At 60.6% G+C, this 18,788-nt stretch carries 16 protein-coding genes; 5 read left to right on the top strand and 11 right to left on the bottom strand.

All coding sequences use genetic code 11. The annotated features are described in order from the left end of the window. The first annotated feature begins 106 nt into the window (after window positions 1-106). A complete protein-coding gene (locus tag Q4Q11_RS11490) occupies window positions 107-1,102 on the top strand; it encodes an aldo/keto reductase (RefSeq protein WP_498569545.1) in 996 nt (331 codons plus the stop codon). A gap of 62 nt (window positions 1,103-1,164) precedes the next feature. Here the strand turns inward: Q4Q11_RS11490 and Q4Q11_RS11495 are convergent, their stop codons facing one another. Beyond that, window positions 1,165-1,959 carry an SDR family NAD(P)-dependent oxidoreductase gene (locus Q4Q11_RS11495; protein ID WP_498569546.1) on the bottom strand — a complete coding sequence of 265 codons (795 nt, stop codon included), beginning with the start codon at window positions 1,957-1,959 and terminating at the stop codon, window positions 1,165-1,167. A 676-nt stretch (window positions 1,960-2,635) separates the two neighbouring features. Here Q4Q11_RS11495 and Q4Q11_RS11500 point away from each other — a divergent pair. From Q4Q11_RS11500 to Q4Q11_RS11515, 4 genes are all read left to right on the top strand, one after another. After that, complete coding sequence (locus Q4Q11_RS11500; RefSeq protein WP_498569547.1) at window positions 2,636-3,883, top strand: ABC transporter substrate-binding protein; 1,248 nt, start codon at window positions 2,636-2,638, stop codon at window positions 3,881-3,883. A 147-nt stretch (window positions 3,884-4,030) separates the two neighbouring features. Next, window positions 4,031-4,897, top strand: a complete 867-nt coding sequence (locus tag Q4Q11_RS11505) for a carbohydrate ABC transporter permease (RefSeq protein ID WP_498569555.1) — start codon at window positions 4,031-4,033, stop codon at window positions 4,895-4,897. After that, complete coding sequence (locus Q4Q11_RS11510; RefSeq protein WP_112512665.1) at window positions 4,897-5,805, top strand: carbohydrate ABC transporter permease; 909 nt, start codon at window positions 4,897-4,899, stop codon at window positions 5,803-5,805. Before Q4Q11_RS11505 ends, Q4Q11_RS11510 begins: the two co-directional genes overlap by 1 nt. Before the next feature lie 3 nt (window positions 5,806-5,808). Next, window positions 5,809-6,894, top strand: a complete 1,086-nt coding sequence (locus Q4Q11_RS11515) for an ATP-binding cassette domain-containing protein (protein WP_112512664.1) — start codon at window positions 5,809-5,811, stop codon at window positions 6,892-6,894. A gap of 40 nt (window positions 6,895-6,934) precedes the next feature. On the opposite strand, the gene Q4Q11_RS11520 is transcribed toward Q4Q11_RS11515, so the two are convergent. From Q4Q11_RS11520 to Q4Q11_RS11565, 10 genes are all read right to left on the bottom strand, one after another. Next, window positions 6,935-7,996, bottom strand: a complete 1,062-nt coding sequence (locus Q4Q11_RS11520) for a class I SAM-dependent methyltransferase (RefSeq protein ID WP_112512663.1) — start codon at window positions 7,994-7,996, stop codon at window positions 6,935-6,937. Window positions 7,997-8,175: 179 nt separating this feature from the next. Continuing rightward, window positions 8,176-8,727: a glutathione peroxidase gene (locus Q4Q11_RS11525; RefSeq protein WP_498569548.1), complete on the bottom strand. Its 552-nt coding sequence runs from the start codon at window positions 8,725-8,727 to the stop codon at window positions 8,176-8,178. A 74-nt stretch (window positions 8,728-8,801) separates the two neighbouring features. Beyond that, window positions 8,802-10,652: an ABC transporter ATP-binding protein gene (locus Q4Q11_RS11530; RefSeq protein ID WP_498569549.1), complete on the bottom strand. Its 1,851-nt coding sequence runs from the start codon at window positions 10,650-10,652 to the stop codon at window positions 8,802-8,804. A gap of 13 nt (window positions 10,653-10,665) precedes the next feature. Beyond that, window positions 10,666-11,418, bottom strand: a complete 753-nt coding sequence (locus Q4Q11_RS11535; protein WP_112512660.1) for a DUF1028 domain-containing protein — start codon at window positions 11,416-11,418, stop codon at window positions 10,666-10,668. A gap of 5 nt (window positions 11,419-11,423) precedes the next feature. Next, window positions 11,424-13,211 carry a gamma-glutamyltransferase family protein gene (locus Q4Q11_RS11540; protein ID WP_498569550.1) on the bottom strand — a complete coding sequence of 596 codons (1,788 nt, stop codon included), beginning with the start codon at window positions 13,209-13,211 and terminating at the stop codon, window positions 11,424-11,426. 22 nt (window positions 13,212-13,233) lie between these two features. Continuing rightward, complete coding sequence (locus Q4Q11_RS11545) at window positions 13,234-14,112, bottom strand: ABC transporter permease (protein ID WP_498569551.1); 879 nt, start codon at window positions 14,110-14,112, stop codon at window positions 13,234-13,236. Continuing rightward, window positions 14,109-15,056, bottom strand: coding sequence for an ABC transporter permease (locus Q4Q11_RS11550; protein ID WP_498569552.1), 948 nt, complete (start codon window positions 15,054-15,056; stop codon window positions 14,109-14,111). The genes Q4Q11_RS11545 and Q4Q11_RS11550 overlap by 4 nt, the downstream gene beginning before the upstream one ends. Window positions 15,057-15,118: 62 nt before the next feature. Then, the gene (locus Q4Q11_RS11555) at window positions 15,119-16,627 is read right to left on the bottom strand and encodes an ABC transporter substrate-binding protein (protein WP_498569553.1); all 1,509 of its coding nucleotides are present in this window, start codon (window positions 16,625-16,627) and stop codon (window positions 15,119-15,121) included. A gap of 87 nt (window positions 16,628-16,714) precedes the next feature. After that, window positions 16,715-17,452 (bottom strand): FadR/GntR family transcriptional regulator, encoded by a 738-nt coding sequence (locus Q4Q11_RS11560; protein WP_112512655.1) that lies wholly within the window; start codon window positions 17,450-17,452, stop codon window positions 16,715-16,717. Window positions 17,453-17,633: 181 nt separating this feature from the next. Next, window positions 17,634-18,788, bottom strand: a 1,155-nt coding sequence (locus tag Q4Q11_RS11565; RefSeq protein ID WP_498569554.1) for a M81 family metallopeptidase, incomplete at its 5' end; no start/stop codon positions are given.

Raw genomic sequence — 18,788 nt, forward strand, 5'->3', positions numbered from 1 at the left:
CGGCTGTTTTTCATCCGTGAAAAGTACTCTGCGGATTTGGCTGTTTATCACTCGGGAACGCCACTTTATTTCTGCCTTTAATGCCAGACGATTTTGGAGAGACGATATGCTGACGAAACCCGATAGCGCTACGACAATGGTTCTCTGGAACGGTCGCGAAATTCCGCGCCTGGGCATGGGATGCTGGGCGATCGGTGGCCCGTTTTATGCCGGCGACGTGCCGCTTGGCTGGGGCGACGTCGACGACGATGAATCAATTCGTGCTATCGAACGGGCTGTGGATCTCGGCATTCGCTTCTTCGACACCGCTTCTAATTATGGGGCCGGGCACTCCGAAGAGGTGGTCGGCAAAGCGATCGGCAATCGAGACGAGATCGTCATCGCTACCAAATTCGGTTTCGCGACGAATGAGAAGACCAAACAGGCGACAGGTGCTTTCGCCGATCCTGCCTTTATCCGGCAGTCGGCCGAGACGTCTTTGCGCCGGTTGCGCCGCGACCGCTTGGACCTGCTGCAGTTCCATCTCAACGATTTTCCGCTGGAAGCGTCGGATGAGGTCTTCGAGACGCTCGAAACGCTGAAGGCCGAAGGCAAGATCGATGCTTTCGGCTGGAGCACGGACCATCCGGATCGCGCCGCGCGTCATGTGCATCGCATGGGATTCGTTTCGGTCCAGCATACGATGAATGTCTTCGAGCCGGTTCCTGCGATGATCGAAGTCATCGAGCGTAATGGTTTGATCTCCATCAATCGCGGTCCGCTCGCCATGGGGCTGCTCAGCGGCAAGTTCACGCCCGACAAGGCCGTCGGCGAGAAAGACGTCCGCGGCGCAAGCCTCGACTGGATGGTCTATTTCAAGGACGGCAAGATTGCTCCTGAATTTGCCGTCCGCCTGGATGCCGTTCGCAAGCTGCTGACTGAAGATGGCCGCACGCTCACGCAGGGTGCGCTTGCGTGGCTATGGGCACGCTCGCCGCGCACCTTGCCAATTCCAGGCTTCCGTACAGTTGCCCAGGTCGAAGAAAATGCCGGCGCCCTGGCGAAGGGACCATTGTCTGCCGATGTGATGGCAACGATCGATAAGGTACTCGCCGATCTTTAGCTCCAGCTTGAACGGAGAGGCCTGTTCAGGTCCAATCCGGATGGGAAATAGGCAGGCCATACTCAGGCAACGAAACGGACCACGCCGCCATCGACGCGCAGAGCCGCGCCGGTGGTTGCGGAAGCCTGCTCCGAACATGCGTAGACGATCATATTGGCGACTTCGTCAGTCGTTGCGAAACGCCGGATGAGGCTCGTCGGGCGGGCCGATTTCAGGAATGCCTGCTCGGCGTCGTCCTGCGTGATCTCTTGATCCTTGGCTTTTGCGGCCATCCAGTTCGACAGGATCTCGGATCTCGTGGGGCCTGGAAGGACGGCGTTGACGGTGACGCCCGTGCCCGCAACAGATTCCGCCAAGCCTCGGGAGATCGCAAGCTGCGCCGTCTTCGTCATCCCATAATCGATCATCTCCTTGGGAATGTTGACGGCGGACTCGCTGCTGACGAAAACGACGCGGCCCCAGCCCTTTTGCACCATTCTCGGCAGATAGTGACGTGTCATGCGCACACCGCTCATGACGTTGATCTCAAAAATGCTCAGCCAGTCTTCATCGGTCGTGTCGACGAAGTCTCTCGGTACCGCTGTCCCAAGATTGTTGACGAGGATGTCTGCGTCCGGCGCCTGCGCGAAGACGGCGTCGGCGCCTTCCGCCGTCGAGAGATCGGCGGCAATGCCTGAAATGTCGTTTTCGGGAAAGGCCCGCCGCATCTGCTGCACGGCCTCATCGACCCGGGCATTTCCGCGGCCGTTGATGACGACCGATGCACCGGCGCGAGCCAGTCCCTCAGCCGTAGCACGGCCGATGCCGGCCGTTGATCCCGTCACAATGGACTTGCGGCCTTTAAGCTCGATGTTCATGTCATCTTTCTCCGATTGCAGATGGCGGGGCGGATACTCGGACAATCGAGATCGCAAGTGTACATCGTCGCGGTTCCTCTTTGAACACATCCCGGAAGATTAGGGGTGTCGAGGCGGGCACCTCCGAGGAAAAGGCTGTGGCCATTGTCTTCTCTGTAGTCTCTTTGCACTGATATTCGCCGCGATGGCTGCTGGACGAAGGACGCATCGGCAAGACGATCTCGGAGACCGCCATGCTGCTTTTGCCCGGCCATCTCGACCTGCGCGGATTGGGTGCGGCCGAAATGGCGGATTCCCTTCGCTCGGGACGGCTGCATCGGGTATCGTCGAGGCCGGCTTTTCATGCTCGGGAGATCACGACGGCATTCGGGCACTCTGGCCGCTCGCGCGGCGTGATCGCAATCCACAGCAGCTGCGGTCGCCCCGATCCGGTACCGCGCGCAATAAATGAGGGACGTTTCTCACGGAGTGCGCTATAGAATTGAGAAAATACAGTCCTTATGGACTGCGGGCTTGACGAAAAGGCGGTGCCTGAGGAAGCATTGCTCGCCTGTCGTAGGGAACGGAGGCTCTGCCGCATATTTTTGGAGGATCAGGAAATTCGGCATCCGACGTCTGGAGACGGCGGCGGCTGAACACGGGCGTTTTGAGGACGCCGTCAAAGGAGGAGGAACGCATGCGCAAATTGATGATGGCATTGGTCGGCGCCACAGCGCTGGTTGCAGCGAGCGTGACCGGCGCTCTTGCCGAAGGCAAGAAAGCCGAAGTCCTGCATTGGTGGACGTCTGGCGGCGAGGCTGCGGCCGTGAAGGAACTTGCCAAGGCTTTCAATGCCGCCGGCGGTGAATGGGTGGATACGGCGATTGCCGGCTCGGGCTCGACTGCCCGTCCGATTGGGATCAACCGTATCATCGGCGGCAATCCGCCGACGGCCATGCAGTTCAATACCGGCACGCAGATGAACGAACTGGCCCAGCAGGGCCTGCTGCGACCGCTCGACGATATCGCCAAGCAGCAGGATTGGAAATCGGTGCTGACGCCGGCCTTCTATCAGGCCATTCAATTTCAGGGGCATATCTATGGCGCTCCGATCAACGATCATGGCCAGAACTGGGTCTTCTATTCCAAGGCCGTCTTCACCAAGGCCGGCGTCACGCAGGAGCCGAAGACCTGGGACGAAATGTTTGCCGCGCTCGACAAGATCAAGGCCGCCGGCCTGATCCCGGTCGCCGTCGGCGGCCAGCCCTGGCAGCTGCAGTCGATGTTCAATGCCATTCTGCTCGGCGAAGGCGGCAAGGATCTCTATGCCAAGGTCTGGAAGGACCTCGATACCGACGCGGTCAAATCCGACAAGTTCAAGCATGTTGCGGAAGTCTTCGCCAAATTGCGCAACTATCAGGACCCGGGCAGCCCTAACCGCGACTGGAACGTCGCGACCGGCATGCTGATCGACGGCAAGGCCGGTATCCAGTTCATGGGCGACTGGGCCAAGGGCGAATTCATCCATGCCGGCCTCGTTGCGGACAAGGATTTCGGCTGCATTCTCGGGCCGGGTGAATCCAATTTCATGATGGGCGGCGACATCTTCGTCTTCCCGGTCCTCAAGGACAAGGCCGCCATCGATGCGCAGACCCTGCTTGCAACGGTCATCATGTCGAAGGAAGGTCAGCTTGCCTTCAACTCCAAGAAGGGATCCGTACCCGTGCGTCTCGACGTCGATACGTCGAAGCTCGACGCCTGTGCCCAGAAGGGCCTGACCGCGCTCAAGGATCCGAGCCGCCAGATCCTCGCGCCGGATGTGCTTACGGCTCAGGATATCGTCCAGACGGAACAGGATCTGGTCGCTCAATACTGGACGACGCCCAGCATGACCGCAGACCAATTCGCCAGTCAGTTCGCTCAGGTGATTGAACAGGCGAAGTAAGCTTCGATCGACATCCATGCGGCGGCAGGTATCTCCTGCCGCCGGTTTCCATGAATGCTGAGGAGGAGCGCGCCCATGAGCAGCCAAGACACGAGCGCGACTGCCGTAAAGACAGCTGTTGCGCCTGCGAGCGTCAGCCGCAGGAAGATGCATATTTCGCCCTATGTGGCCTTGTTTCCGGCTTTCGCCATTGTGCTTCTCGCCTATGTCGTTACCGTCATATGGAACATCTGGATATCCTTCACCGACAGCAAGGTGCTGCCGGTCAATATCTTCGTCGGCACCAAGCAATATGAGCGGTTGTTTACGACCGCACGCTGGCTGCTGTCGCTGCAGAACGTCGTCGTCTTCGGCATTCTGTTCATTGCCGGCTGCCTGATCCTCGGCTTTCTTCTCGCCGTTGCGCTCGATCAGAAGGTCCGCTTCGAAAACACGTTCCGGACGATCTTCCTCTATCCTTTCGCCATGTCCTTTATCGTGACCGGGCTCGTTTGGCAGTGGATCATGAACCCGTCACTGGGCCTGCAGAAGGTTGCCGACAGCATCGGCTTTACCTGGTTCCGCTTCGACTGGATCGTTCAGAGCGATCTCGCCCTCTACGTCATCGTGCTTGCCGGCATCTGGCAATCGTCCGGCCTTGTCATGGCAATCATGCTCGCTGGTCTGCGCGGCGTCGATCGTGAATTGTGGAAGGCGACGCGTATCGACGGCATACCGAGCTGGCGTGTCTATCTTCATATCGTCATCCCGATCCTCAGGCCGACCATCATCACCGCCAGCGTGCTTCTCGCGATTGCCGTTGTCAGGGTTTACGAACTGGTTTTGGCGACGACCGGCGGCGGGCCGGGGATATCGACCGAAGTACCTGGCAAATTCATCATGGATTACCTGTTCGGGCGCGGCAACATCGGTCTCGCGACCGGGGCATCGACAGTCATGTTCGTCACTGTGGTCATCTTGGTGACGCCTTGGCTCTATTATGAATATTTCCGGGAAAAGCCGAGGGGGAACTGATGTCGATACCATCTTCCGTCACTGGTGCCATTAAGGGACCGACCGGGCGAAAGCCGCAGCATATGACCCCCGGCCGCATCGGACTCTATCTCTTTCTCGTCATTGCGGCTCTATTTTTTCTGCTGCCGCTTTACGTGATGCTCGTCACCTCGTTCAAATCCATGCCGGAAATCCGGCAGGGCAATATCTTCGCCTTTCCGCAGATGTGGACGGCGGATGCCTGGGTGCAGGCGTGGAGCACGGCCTGCACGGGGCTCGAATGCGGCGGTATCAGCGTCGGTTTCTGGAATTCGGTCAAGATCCTGATCCCGAGCATGATCCTGTCGATCTTGATCTCGTCGCTGACCGGCTATGCGCTGTCCTTCTGGCGGGTCAAGGGCGCAAACGTGCTCTTTGCCATTCTGCTGCTCGGCGCTTTCATCCCCTATCAGGTGTTCATCTATCCGCTGGTCCTGATCTATCGCGATATCGGCATCTATTCGACGCTGCCCTGCATCATCATCACCCACACGGTCTTCGGCCTGCCGGTTTTGACACTTCTATTCCGCAACTATTATTCGAGCCTGCCGATGGAGCTCTTCAAGGCGGCCCGCATCGATGGCGCCGGGCTCTGGCAGATCTTCTTCCGGCTGATGATCCCGATGTCGATCCCGATCCTAGTGGTAGCGGCGATCCTGCAGGTGACCGGCATCTGGAACGACTTTCTCTTCGGCGTGGTTTTCGCCGGCCGGGAGAACTTCCCCATGACCGTGCAGCTCAACAATATCGTCAACTCCACCCAAGGCGAGAAGCTCTACAACGTCAACATGGCGGCAACCATTCTCACCGCGCTCGTTCCGCTGATCGTCTATTTCGGCTCCGGTCGCTGGTTCGTGCGCGGCATCACCGCCGGTGCAGTCAAGGGATAGCTCATGGCCAATGTTTCCATTCGTGAACTCGCAATCGATTTCGGCAGTGTCAGCGTCCTGAAGTCGCTCAATCTGGAGATACGATCCGGCGAGTTCATCGTGCTGCTCGGCCCCTCCGGCTGCGGCAAGTCGACCCTGCTCAACGCCATCGCCGGGCTGACGGATATCAGCGACGGCCAGATCTGGATCGGCGACAGGAACGTCACCTGGGAGGAGCCGAAGGATCGCGGCATCGGCATGGTGTTCCAGTCCTACGCGCTCTATCCGACGATGACGGTCGAAGGAAATCTCTCCTTCGGGCTGCGCATCGCCGGCATGCCGAAAGAAGAGATTGCTAAGCGTGTCGGTCGCGCCGTGCAGATCCTGCAGATCGATCCCTTGCGCAAGCGGCGGCCGGGCGAACTGTCGGGCGGCCAGCGCCAGCGCGTCGCCATCGGCCGCGCCCTGGTGCGCGATGTCGATGTCTTTCTGTTCGACGAGCCGCTCTCCAATCTCGACGCCAAGCTTCGAACCGAACTCCGCGTCGAGCTGAAGCGCCTGCATAGTGGTCTTGGCTCGACCATGATCTATGTGACGCACGACCAGATCGAAGCTTTGACGCTTGCTGATCGTATCGCCGTCATGAGCGGCGGGGTCATCCAGCAATTCGCCACGCCCAAGGAAATCTACCGGCGTCCGGTCAATCGCTTCGTTGCAGGCTTCGTCGGTTCACCCTCGATGAACTTTCTGTCCGGGCAGGTGACGAGCAATGGCGGCGTGCCGGCCTTTGCATTGCCCGACGGCCGCATGATTGATCTCAACGGTTACGAGTTTTCCGGCACGCCCGGCGAAGGCCGCAAGGCGGCGCTCGGCGTCCGGCCGGAACAGATGCAGTTCCACCCTACAGGCGGCCGGGTTTCTAATCTGCCGGCAACCTTCACAATTGTCGAGCCCATGGGCTCGGACAATCTGATCTGGGGGCAGGTGGGCAACGAGACCATGTCGGTGCGCATCGATGCCGACGAGGATGTCGCGCTCGACAGCGAGCAGCCGGTCTATTTCCAGCCGGCGCTCGCATCTTTGTTCGGCGAAGACGGGCAGCGTCTATGAGATGCCGTGCCGCGCCTTCGCAAAGGCGCGCGGCGCAATTTCACGGCCTGACTTCGAAGACCATGTTGAACGGCGTTTCGGTCGCCTTGCGGAAATGCGAATAGCCCGCATCCATGGCAACCTTGCGCAGCTTCAGCTCGCCGGCCTGCGCGCCCAAGCCCAGACCGACCTCCTGCGACAGCGAGGCCGGTGTGCAGATCATTGTCGAGGCGCCGTAAAAGACACGGCCGACCGGGTTGAGATTGTCTTTCAGGCAATCATGCGCAAAGGGTTCGACGATCATCCAGGTGCCGTCGTCGGCAAGGCTTTCCTTGACGTGTTTGCCGGCGCCAACCGGATCGCCCATGTCGTGCAGGCAATCGAACATGGTGACAAGATCATAACCGGCAGCCGGGAAGTCCTTGGCGCTTGCCTGCTCGAAGGTGATCCGGCCATCAACGCCCGCCTGCTTGGCGGCAGCTTGCGCCCGCTCGATCGATGGCAGGTGGTAATCGAAGCCGAAGAAGGTCGAGTTCGGATAGGCCTGCGCCATCAGGATGGTCGAGGCACCGTGGCCGCAGCCGACATCCGCAACGGCGGCACCGGCCTGAAGCTTTTCATGCACGCCGTCCAGCGCCGGGATCCATTCCGTAACAAGATGACTGTTATAGCCTGGCCGGAAAAACCGCTCGGTGCCGCGGAACAGACAGGCGCTGTGCTCATGCCAGCCGAAGCCGCTGCCGGTCTTGAAGGCATTGGCGATCTTCGGCTCGTCGAGCCACATGGATTGGACGACATCGAAGGCGCCGTTGAAGAAGGCGGGGCTGCTTTCCTCGGCAAATACCATGGCCTGTTCCGGCGTCAGATAGAAGCGCTCGGTTTCGTCGTCATAACTGACATAATCGGCCGCGGCTTGAGCCGACAGCCATTCGCGCACATAGCGCTCCTTTACGCCAACCTTGTCGGCAAGCTCCGCCGACGTCATCGGCGTTCCGTCCGCCATGGCCTTGAACAGACCCAGGTGATCCCCGAGTGTCACCAGCACACCCGAAACCGCCGCGCCGACGTCGCCGACCAGGCGCCCAACCAATGCATCGAGTTTCTGCATATCAGGTTCGCGCATGACATCTTCCTCCCAGAATTGATGTAGCGTTCTGTCCGATATATTCGGAAACTTGAAAATACTCCTGAGCGTGCGGGTAAGCAACGAGATAGCAAGGCGAAGTAATATTCGCCCCGCCGGCAAAGATATAGCCTATTGTTCTGAATTAATTGAAGTTTTTATCGGGATTGACGCGATTTTCAGTCGGTGTGAGCCAGTTCTTTTTCGAGAACCGAGATCAGGCGCGGATCGTCCGCCGTTACGTCAGGGGCAAAACGGGCGGCAACCTTGCCGTTACGGCCGATCAGGAATTTCTCGAAATTCCAGACGATGCCGCCGTCCTGCCCGGTTTCGAGACCGTGTTTCGCAAGCCGTTCGCGCATCGGCCCGTCTCCGATCGTCTCGACGCCGGAGGCGATGAGCTCGTCATAGAGCGGGTGGCGCTCTTCGCCTGTCACGGCGATCTTGGAGAACATCGGGAACTGCACGTCATAGGTCAGGGTGCAGAAGCTCAATATTTCGTCGTTGGTGCCTGGCTCCTGGCCCTTGAAGTCGTTGGCCGGAAAGCCGGCGATGACCAGGCCGTCGCCGCGCTTTTCCTGGTAGAGCTTTTCCAGACCTTCGTACTGCACCGTCAGGCCGCATTTCGATGCGACATTGACGACCATGATGACCTTGCCGCGATAGTCGGCAAGCGTCGTGTCGCTGCCGTCGATCCTCTTTACCGGAATATCGAGCACGCTATCGGTCATATCATTCACTCCAGATGGGAAACAGGATACCGATATTTGCCGGGAAATCGGCGGCGTCAAGGTCAGAAACCGCTTCAGGCGGCTTCTTCCATCCGAACCAGGTGACCGCGGGACACTTCGCGATACTGCCGGGTCGGTGGGACGTATCCGACCGGGCGCACCGGGCTCTTCAACTCGTCGACGGCAAGGTTGCGCCGAATGCCGCGCCGTGACGGGTCCGGCACCGGAACCGCTGCGATCAGCTTCCTGGTATAGGGATGCTGCGGATTTTCGAACACGGATGCCCGCGGTCCGATTTCGACGATTTCGCCGAGATACATAACGGCGACGCGGTGGCTGACGCGCTCGACCACAGCCATGTCGTGCGAGATGAAGAGATAGGAGAGGTTGAGGCTCTGCTGCAGGTCCATCAGCAGATTGCAGACCTGCGCCTTGATCGACACGTCGAGCGCCGAGACGCTCTCGTCAGCGACGATCACCTTCGGATCGAGCGCGAGCGCGCGGGCAATGCAGATGCGCTGGCGCTGGCCGCCCGAAAATTCATGCGGATAGCGGCTCATCATATCCGCCTTCAGGCCGACGCGCTCCAGAAGATCGGCGGCCTTCTCCCGGGCTTCGGCGCGCGAGCCCAAGCGATGCTCGATGAAGGGTTCGGCAACCGCGGCGCCGATCGTCATGCGCGGGTTGAGGCTGGCAAACGGGTCCTGAAAGATCATCTGGATACTGCGGCGCATCCGGCGCAGTTCGAGCGAGCCCAGTTTCATCACATCATAGCCGTCGAGCCGAACTTCGCCGGACTTTGGCGTGATGAGGCGCATGATGGAACGGCCCGTCGTTGACTTGCCGCAACCGGATTCTCCGACCAGCGACAGCGTTTCTCCCTGGGCAAGATTGAAGGAGACATTCTCGACAGCATGGATGGCGCCGGTCGGGCGGGCGAGCAGGCCGCCATGGAGGTCGAAGCGGGTAACGAGGTTTTTGACCTCCAGTACCGGCGTCTTGCCGTGATCGACGGTATCGGCAAGCGCTTTCGGTTCGCTGCGTTCACCGGTGCTGGCGTCGACGGTCGGAAAGCGCAGCGGCTGCGACTGATCCTTCATCGAGCCGAGCCGCGGTACGGCCGACAGTAGCGCGCGGGTATAGGGATGACTGCCGCGATGGAAGATATCGTCGGTCCTGCCGGTCTCCACCGCCTCGCCGCGATACATGACGATGGTGCGGTCGGAAATCTCGGCGACGACGCCCATGTCGTGGGTGATGAAGAGCACCGACATGCCTTCCTCTTCCTGCAGGACCTTGATGAGGTCGAGGATCTGGCCCTGGATCGTCACGTCGAGCGCGGTCGTCGGCTCGTCGGCAATCAGCAGTTTCGGACGGCTGGCAAGCGCCATGGCGATCATGACGCGCTGTCGCATGCCGCCGGAAAACTGGTGCGGATATTCGTCGAAACGGGAGGATGCATTGGGGATGCGCACCTTTTCCAGGAGGCGGATCGTTTCCGCCTTCGCTTCAGCCTTGGAAATATTGCCATGGCAGGTCAGTGCCTCGGAAATCTGCCGGCCGATGGTGAAGATCGGATTGAGAGAAGTCATCGGTTCCTGGAAGATCATCGCGGCGTCCTTGCCGCGCACCTTGCGCATTTCCGTCTCCGGCAAAGCAAGGAGATCGCGGCCGTTCAGCCGGATCGAGCCTTCGATGCGGCTGCTGCCCCTGGCAAGCAGGCGCATGATCGAGAGCGAGGTCACGCTCTTGCCGGAGCCGCTTTCGCCGACGATGGCGACCGTTTCTCCCGGCATGACGTCAAAGGAGATATTCTTGACCACCGGGCGCCATTCTCCGTCGACGAGAAACGAGGTCGTCAGATCGGCGACGGAGAGAATGGACTGAGCATCCGGATCGGTGGCCTGCGCTGCAGTGATCGGCATGGTGTCCCCTTTTTCATTCTGCCATCGTGGCATAAGATGCGGAAAGGCGGCCTTCGGCAATCCTCCTGGCCTCCAGCGCGGCAATCTTTTCGTCGATCTCGCGCCGGTCGGTCATGCCGCTGGGGTTTTCCCGTGTCGGCATGGTTTCGGCGACATGCAGGTAGCGCTCCTGCGCGACTGCATAGAGCCGTTCGAGCTCGGCAAGCGGGTCGGCGCTATCGTCTGCACGGATGTTCAGCCATGCATAGTCCTGATCACGATGGATGACCAGCGCGGCCGATTGCTTGCCCCTCTTGTCGCCACCGGCTGCCTCGCCCGCTCGCATTGCTTCGAGCAGACGCTCGGCAAGCGGCTTTCCCTTCGTTTTCTTGAACGTTGCGAGCGTCTCGGCGATCACTTGCGGACCCGCCAGCATATTGCCGGCGACCGAAACATTGTCATCGACCAGATGCCCGGCCCAATCGATGCACTTCGCGCCGGTAAAGGCAACGTTGCTGCCGCTGCTGTCGATCAGATGGAACTGGCGTTGTTCGCGGCCTTCGTCACGGGCACTCAGTGCTTCGACGATTTCGTCAGGCGCATGCCCAGCGGCCAGCATGGCAAGTCCGTCGATGCCGTAAAGCGGGCTGGCGAAGGCCTGCGTTGCAACTGCGCCGATGCCGCCGCGAATATGCGGCACGATGCTGCCGACGGCAAAGAAGCGGGTGGCGACGGCGATGGCGAGGTTTCCCGTTTCCGGCTCGCGGGCGACGATGGACCACGTCATCGGTTCTATCTCCCGATAGCGTAGGCTTGCATCAAACGCGGTGTCGCCGCAGCGCGCAACAGGCCGTCGGCGTCGCGCCGCGCGGCAGTCAGCCGGCCGACAGTCCATTCCGGCGCAACGGTCAGCTTGTGGCCCTTCCTGCGGAGCGCTTCGAGCACGTCTGCGCTGAAATTCGCCTCCGCCGTCAGGCCGCCGGGCTCGCGCGTGCGCGGATAGAAGGAGCTCGGGAAATGCGTGCTGTGAAACAACGGCTTATCGATCGCCTCCTGCAGGTTCAGCCCGTGATGGACATAGCGCAAGAAGAAGGAGAGCTGCCATTGCTCCTGCTGATCGCCACCGGGCGTGCCGAAAGCAAGGGTCGGGCGGCCCTCATGCAGCGCCATCGTCGGGGTTAGCGTCGTGCGCGGCCGCTTGCCTGGTGCAAGCGAGGAGGGCAGGCCCGGCCGCAGCCAGAACATCTGTGCGCGCGAGTTCAGGCAGAAGCCGAGGCCGGGAATGATCGGCGAGGACTGCAGCCAGCCGCCGGAGGGCGTCACCGACACCATGTTGCCCTCGCGGTCGATGACATCGATATGGACGGTATCGCCGCGCTTCTCGGTGAGATGCGCCATTGTCGGCTCGTAGACCGCGCCGCTTTTGGCCTCCGGTGCTTCGAGCATCTTCATTGTAAGGTCGTACTGATCTTCAAAGCCGGCCAATTTGCCCGGGTGCAAGGCGAGCGATGCTTCCGGCGAAATCAGCCGGCGCCGCTCATCGGCATAGGCATCCGACAGCAGGGTTTCGAGCGGTACATTCGTGAAATTCGGGTCGCCGTAATAGACTTCTCTATCGGCAAAGGCGAGCTTCATGGCCTCGGTGACGGTGTGGACGAACTCGGCTCCGGCGGGGGCCATGCTGGCCAGATCGAAACCTTTGAGCAGCGACAGCGCCTGCAGGAAGACGGGTCCTTGACCCCAGGGACCAATCTTGGCGACTGTCCAGCCGTGATAATCGTAGGTCAGCGGCTCTTCGATCGTCGCTTTCCAGTTGGCCATGTCATTGGCCGTCAGCACGCCTTTATGACGCGCCCCGCTCGCATCCATGACCTCCGCCTTGCTGACATAGGTGTCGATCGCTTCGGCGACGAAGCCGCGATAATAGGCATCGCGCGCCGCTTCGATCTGTGCCTCACGATCGCTCTTGCTTTCCGCCTCCGCAACGACCCGTTTCCAGGTTTCGGCGAGAACGGGGTTCTTGAAATTGGACCAGGGTTCGGGAGCTGCTCCGCCGGGAAGCCAGGTCTCGTGGGAGGTCGGCCATTCCTTGCGATAGAAATCGGCAAGTCCTGCAATGGTCGCGGAAACGCGCGGCAGAACGGGGTGCCCGTTTTCGGCATAGTGGATTGCCGGTTCGAGAACGTCGCGGACCGTCAGCCGGCCATAATCACGCAGCATCAGCATCCAGCCATCGAAGGCTCCGGGGATAACTGTCGCAAGCAGGCCATCACCAGGGATTAGCTTCAGCCCTTCGCGTGCATAGCGCTCGATCGTCGCGCCGGCCGGCGCCGGTCCTTGGGCGCAGATGACCTCGATCCTGTCCTTCCTCTTCGAATAGAGGATGGCGGGCATATCGCCGCCAGGTCCGCAAAGATGCGGCTCGACGATCTGCAGCACGAAACCGGTCGCAACTGCGGCGTCGAAGGCGTTGCCGCCTTTTTCGAGAATGCTCATGCCGACGGCGGACGCGATCCAGTGCGTCGATGTGACGACGCCGAAAGTACCTAGGATTTCGGGGCGGGTGGTGAATGCGGTCATTGGGGCATCCTTTTCAGTTTATTCATGCTTCGCGCGGGTCGAGCGCGTCGCGCAGGCCGTCGCCGAGAAGATTGAAGCCGATCACGACGAGGAAAATGGCAGCCCCCGGCCACATGGCCATCCAGGGCGCCTGTTCGAGATAGTTCTTGGCGACATTGAGCATCGAGCCCCAGCTTGGGGCAGGTGGCTGCTGGCCGAGGCCGAGGAAGGAGAGGCTCGCCTCCGCGATGATCGCCGTCGCGATGGTGAGCGTGGCCTGAACGAGGATCGGCGCAAACACGTTCGGCAGGATATAGCGGGTGATGATGCTGAAGTGGCGCAGACCGATCGACCGGGCACCCTCGACATAATCCTCCGTCTTGATCGCCAGCACCTGGCCGCGCGTCAGCCGCACGAAGACGGGCGTTGCCGAAAAGCCGATCGCGATCATCGCATTAGTGAGGCTTGGGCCGAGGAAGGCGGCAAGCGCAATGGCGGTGATGAGGAAAGGCATCGCCAGGAAGGCTTCGGTGATGCGCGAGATGATCTGATCGATCCAGCCGCCGTAGTAACCCGAGATCAGGCCGAAGGGCACGCCGATTGCAACCGCGATGGCGACCGAGAAGATGCCGGCCATCAAGGACGCTCGCGCACCCCATATCATGCGGGAGAGAATGTCCCGGCCGAGATCGTCGGTGCCAAGCCAATGGGCGGCCGACGGCGCCTTGCGGATCGCCGACCAGCTGGTCGCGATCGGATCAGGAATCGGAAGGAGCGATGCCAGCGCGGCGAGTGCGGTAAAGAACAGGATGATCGCAAGCCCGACCAGCGCGCCCTTGTTGGCTCGCAGCTTGCGCCAGGCGCGGTTGGGAGCGCGTTTTGCGGAAGCGTCTGCGGCAGTCGCCTGAACGATCGTGCTCATAGGGCTGCCCTCATGCGCGGATTGAGGAGGACGTAGAGAATATCGGCGATGAGGTTCATGGCGATGAAGCCGATGGCGGTGCAGAGCACCACGCCCTGGACGACGGCGTAATCCCGGTTGAAGACCGCATCGACGATCAGCTTGCCGAAACCCGGGATGGTGAATATCTGCTCGGTGAGCACGGCACCGGCCAGAAGCTCGCCGAACAGCAGGGCGCTGACGGTGACGACGGGCAGGATGGCGTTGCGGAAACTATGCTGAAGCACGACGGCGGTTTCCGGCAGGCCCTTGGCGCGGGCTGTGCGGATATAGTCCGCGCTCAGCACGCTCAGCATCGAAGACCGCGTGTGGCGCATCAAGGTCGCCGCCAGCGCGTTGCCGAGGACAAAGGATGGCATCAGCATCGTCTGGATCGAACGCCATGGGTCGTTGAAGAACGGTTGGTAGCCGGAGGCCGGCAGCCAATGGAGCTTCACCGAGACCAGCAGGATCAGCATGATGCCGAGCCAGAAGTTGGGCACCGACAGCCCGCACAGGGCGACGATATTGGCGAGAAAGTCGATGAAGGTGTTCTTCTTCACGGCGGCCAGGATGCCCATGGGAATGCCGATTGCGAAAGCGAAGATCATCGACATGACGGCGAGCTGGATCGTCACCGGCAGCTTTTCGGCAATGAGCGTCAGAACCGGCTGATTGGTGCGTAGCGAAACGCCGAGATCGCCCTTGGCGACACCTTGCAGCCAATAGCCATATTGATAGATGACTGGGTCGTTCAGCCGATATTTCTCGCGGAGTTGCTCCAGGACTTGCGGATCGCGCTCTTCGCCGGCCATGGCAAGTACTGGATCGCCGGGCAGAAGCTTCTGCAGGGAGAAGACGAAGATCGAAATGATCAGCAGCGTCGGGATGGCGACGAGCAGCCTCTTTCCGATATAGCTATACATGGGCAGATCCTTGCCGAAGGAAAAAGGGCCATGCGGGAAGGAACCCGCATGGCGCTGGTCGGTCAGCCGCTCTTCTTGACGCCCACGAGGCGGATCATTCCGTCGGGGGAGGGCACGAAGCCGGATATTTTCTTGTTATAGGCCCAGATCCAGGCTTGATGCCCGAGGAAGATGATCGGCAAATCCTGGTTGAGGATTGCCTCGGCAGCGTCGTATTTCTGCTTGCGAACGGCATTGTCCTGCGACTGACGCGCCTCGAGCAGCAGCTTGTCGACTTCCGGATTGCTGTATTTGGAATCGTTGAGGCCGGCGCCAGTCGTCACGAACTGCTGGATATTGCCGTCGGGATCGGAGCGGCCGGACCAGTCGGAGCGGCTGAGCTGGTAATTGCCGCTCGACTGCGCGTCGAGCAGGGTTGCGAATTCGGTGGTCTTCAGCGTCACATCGAAGCCGGCTTCGGCAACCATCGATTGGATGATCTGCATCATCTGCATCGACACGGGATTGTTGGTGACGGCGAGCTCGACCGGGATGCGGTCGAAACCGGCTTCCTTCACCAGCGCCTTGGCCGTGTCGAGATCGCGGGCCGGCACCGGAATATTCTTGTCGAACCAGGGGCTGTTCGGTGCGAAAGGCTGGTTGCCGGCAAGCCCGGTGCCGTCGAAGACGATCTGCATGGCGGCTTCACGGTCGATTGCCAGCGAGAAGGCCTGGCGCAGGCGCTTGTCCTTGCCGATCGGATTGTCGGCGCGCGAACCGTTGCCGATATTGGCGTAGACGCCGAGCCAGCCGGTGCCGACAGCATCGGCATAGACGAGACTGGGATCGTTCTTGACCGTGCCGGCATCGGATGCCGCGACGCGCTCGATCATGTCGAGATCGCCGGAACGCAGGTTTGCGAGGCGCACCGTCGTATCGGGGATTGGCAGGTAGGTCACCTTGTCGATGAAGATATTGTCCTTGTTCCAGTAGTCCTGGAATTTCTCCAGCACGATGCGGTCCTGCTGCACACGCTCGACGAATTTGAATGGACCGGAGCAGACGGGATGATCGCCGAATTTGGCGCCGGCAGCCTTTGCGGCTGCCGGTGAGACCATCATGCCGGAGCGGTCGGAAAGCTGGGCAAGCAGCGTGACGTCAGGTGCCTTCAGGGTGAAGGTGACTTCGTATTCGCCTGTCGCTTCGACCTTGGCGACGGAGGAAAGCTCGCTCTTGCGGCGCGATTCCGGCATGGTCTGATAGCGTTGGATGTTGTCGACGACGGCTTGGGCGTTGAATGGTGTTTCATCCTGGAATTTGACGCCCTGGCGCAGCTCCATGACCAGCTGCTTGCCGTCGGCGGACCATTTCCAGGAGGTGGCAAGCTGCGGCACGAATTTCAGGTCCGGTGTCACGTCGACGAGCTTGTCGCAGAGCGCGGTATAGACGATGCGGCCGACGAAGGTGCGGGATTGGGCGGGGTCCAGCGCGTCGGCGTCGTCCTGCAGGCCGATCTTCAGCTCGACGGCTAGGGACGGAAGCGCGATCAGGGCGCCGGCGGCAAGCGATGTCACGAATTTGGCGATCTTCATCTCGTTCTCCTGTTTATCATTGTCGTTCACCGCGTCCTCGACCGTTTTCCTCTTCGGCCGTTATTCATCACGGTGTCGTGCGGATGCTCAGCCGACCTCCTCGGACAATTGCCGTTGCGAGGTTTGTCCGTCGAGCGAGGTGATGCGGATCAGACTTTCCTGAAGCATCAGAAGATGTTCGCGCATGGCTTCTGCCGCTTTCAGCGGGTTGCGCACCGCAATCGCATCGATGATCGCTCTATGCTGCGCATAGGAGACCGGGCGGGTCTTGTTGATGCTGCGGGCCAATTCGCGAATGGTTTGCCAGGATTCGTCCTGGCGGACATGATTGATCACGTCGAAAATGGTCAGAAAGAACTGGTTCCCGGCACTTTGCGCAATCAGCCGGTGCAATGCACCATCCCAGAGTTCCCGGCTGTCGGCATCGTCACTGGCGGTGATTTTTCTTGCCAGTTCGTACATGCGGTCGATGTCGTCGGGCTTGGCGCGCATGGCGGCGAGCTGGGCGAGCTGCGGCTCGATGCGCAGGCGGACTTCCATGACCTCCATGAGATCCGTGCCGGCGACAAGCGAGCTGACATGCCGGCTCCAATCGTCCGGGCGTTGCCCGACATAGGTTCCGGACCCCTGGCGTCGCCAGACGCGGCCTTCCGCTTCCAGCACCTCGAGCGCTCTTCGGATCGCGCGCCGGCTGACGCCGAGCGTTTCCGAAAGCGCCCTCTCGGTCGGCAGCTTTCCGTCCGCTGGCAGATCGGCGGAATTCAAAAGCACGCGGAGCCTTTCCAGGGCGTGAACCGAATTCTCCGGAAGGTTGCTGGCTGTCATGATAAGGAGTGAACCAATTTTTGATTGGTTCAATAGAAAATTAACTCGATCACAGCGTCAAGCGCTTTTTTGTGCAATTTTGGCGATGCACAATGTTTGTGCGCGATGTATAAGGCGGCCCGTGAAAAAACGAACCGCCCTCGGAATCTTGAACCGGCTTTTGGTCGCTCGCCCGGGACGTTCAGCGACCGATGGCGCGAGCCGAAATGCCCGTGACGGGGATGAAATCGAAATCCTTATCAAAGGGGTAGGTCGGCTTCTGCTTGCGCAGTCGCGGCAGGCGTTCGACGAACTGGTCAACGACGCCGGGCGACAGCGCCATTAGGTTCGGGTTGGCGATCGGCGCCAATTCCGGCGAGAGATAACCCGATTTGACGACAATGATCTTCGCCTCATGCGGATCGAGACCGAGGCGGGTGAAATCGGCGATGTTGTGATAGGGGCGGCGTTTGGCGGACAGAACAAGGTCGATACCGCCGATGGATACGACAGCTTGCGCATCGCTCGCCTCTGCTGCATCGAGCAGGAATTTGACGGTGAAGCTGCCCTTTACCGGCTTGCTGCCCTTGGTGTCCAGCGATGCGCCGACGGAAAGATCGAGGGTGGCTCCGACGCCGGCAGCATAGCAGGCCTGCGTGGCCGCCTTGTCGGCAATGCCTGCGAAGATTACGCCATCGGCTTCTTTGGAAATCAGTTCTGCCAGCACATCGGCCCGGTCGCCGACACCGCCGCCTGTCGGATTGTCGCCGGATTCCGCCAGAACCACCGGTGCGGTCGAACTAGCAATCGCTTTTGCGACGCATCCCTCGATCGAGCCGGTCTCAGAGCCGAAAATGAAATCCTTACGCGCGTCCCAATAGGCTTGCGCCAGGCGTTTTGCTTCCCGCTCGAGCACCGTGCGCTCCGTGCCGGTCATGATGGCGGCGGCCGTTGCGCGCGGCTCGTCGGCCCAGACATAGCCGACCATGAGCGATGCATCCCAAACGCCGTCGATCGCATCGATTGCAGGCAGCATGTCGTAAAGGCTCTTGGCCGGTTCATCGACGGTGCTGGTGCGTTCGCCGGGCAAAACCACGGGGATAGGCGCCCAAAGCAGGATCGGCTTTACGCCGGTCTTTAGGCTTTCCGTCAGCATCTTGACAGCGCGGCGCATGGTCTCCTCGACATCGATATGCGGCGCCGTGCGATAGGTCGAGTACATGTCGAGCGCGTCGATGATGCGCTGGGTGACGTTGCCGTGCAGATCATAGCTCGCCGAAACCATACAGTCATCGCCGACGACGGCGCGCGCCGCACTGATCCAGTCGCCTTCGGCGTCTTCCATGCCCTCGACATA

It is taken from the genome of Rhizobium sp. UFLA01-1127, assembly GCF_059803845.1.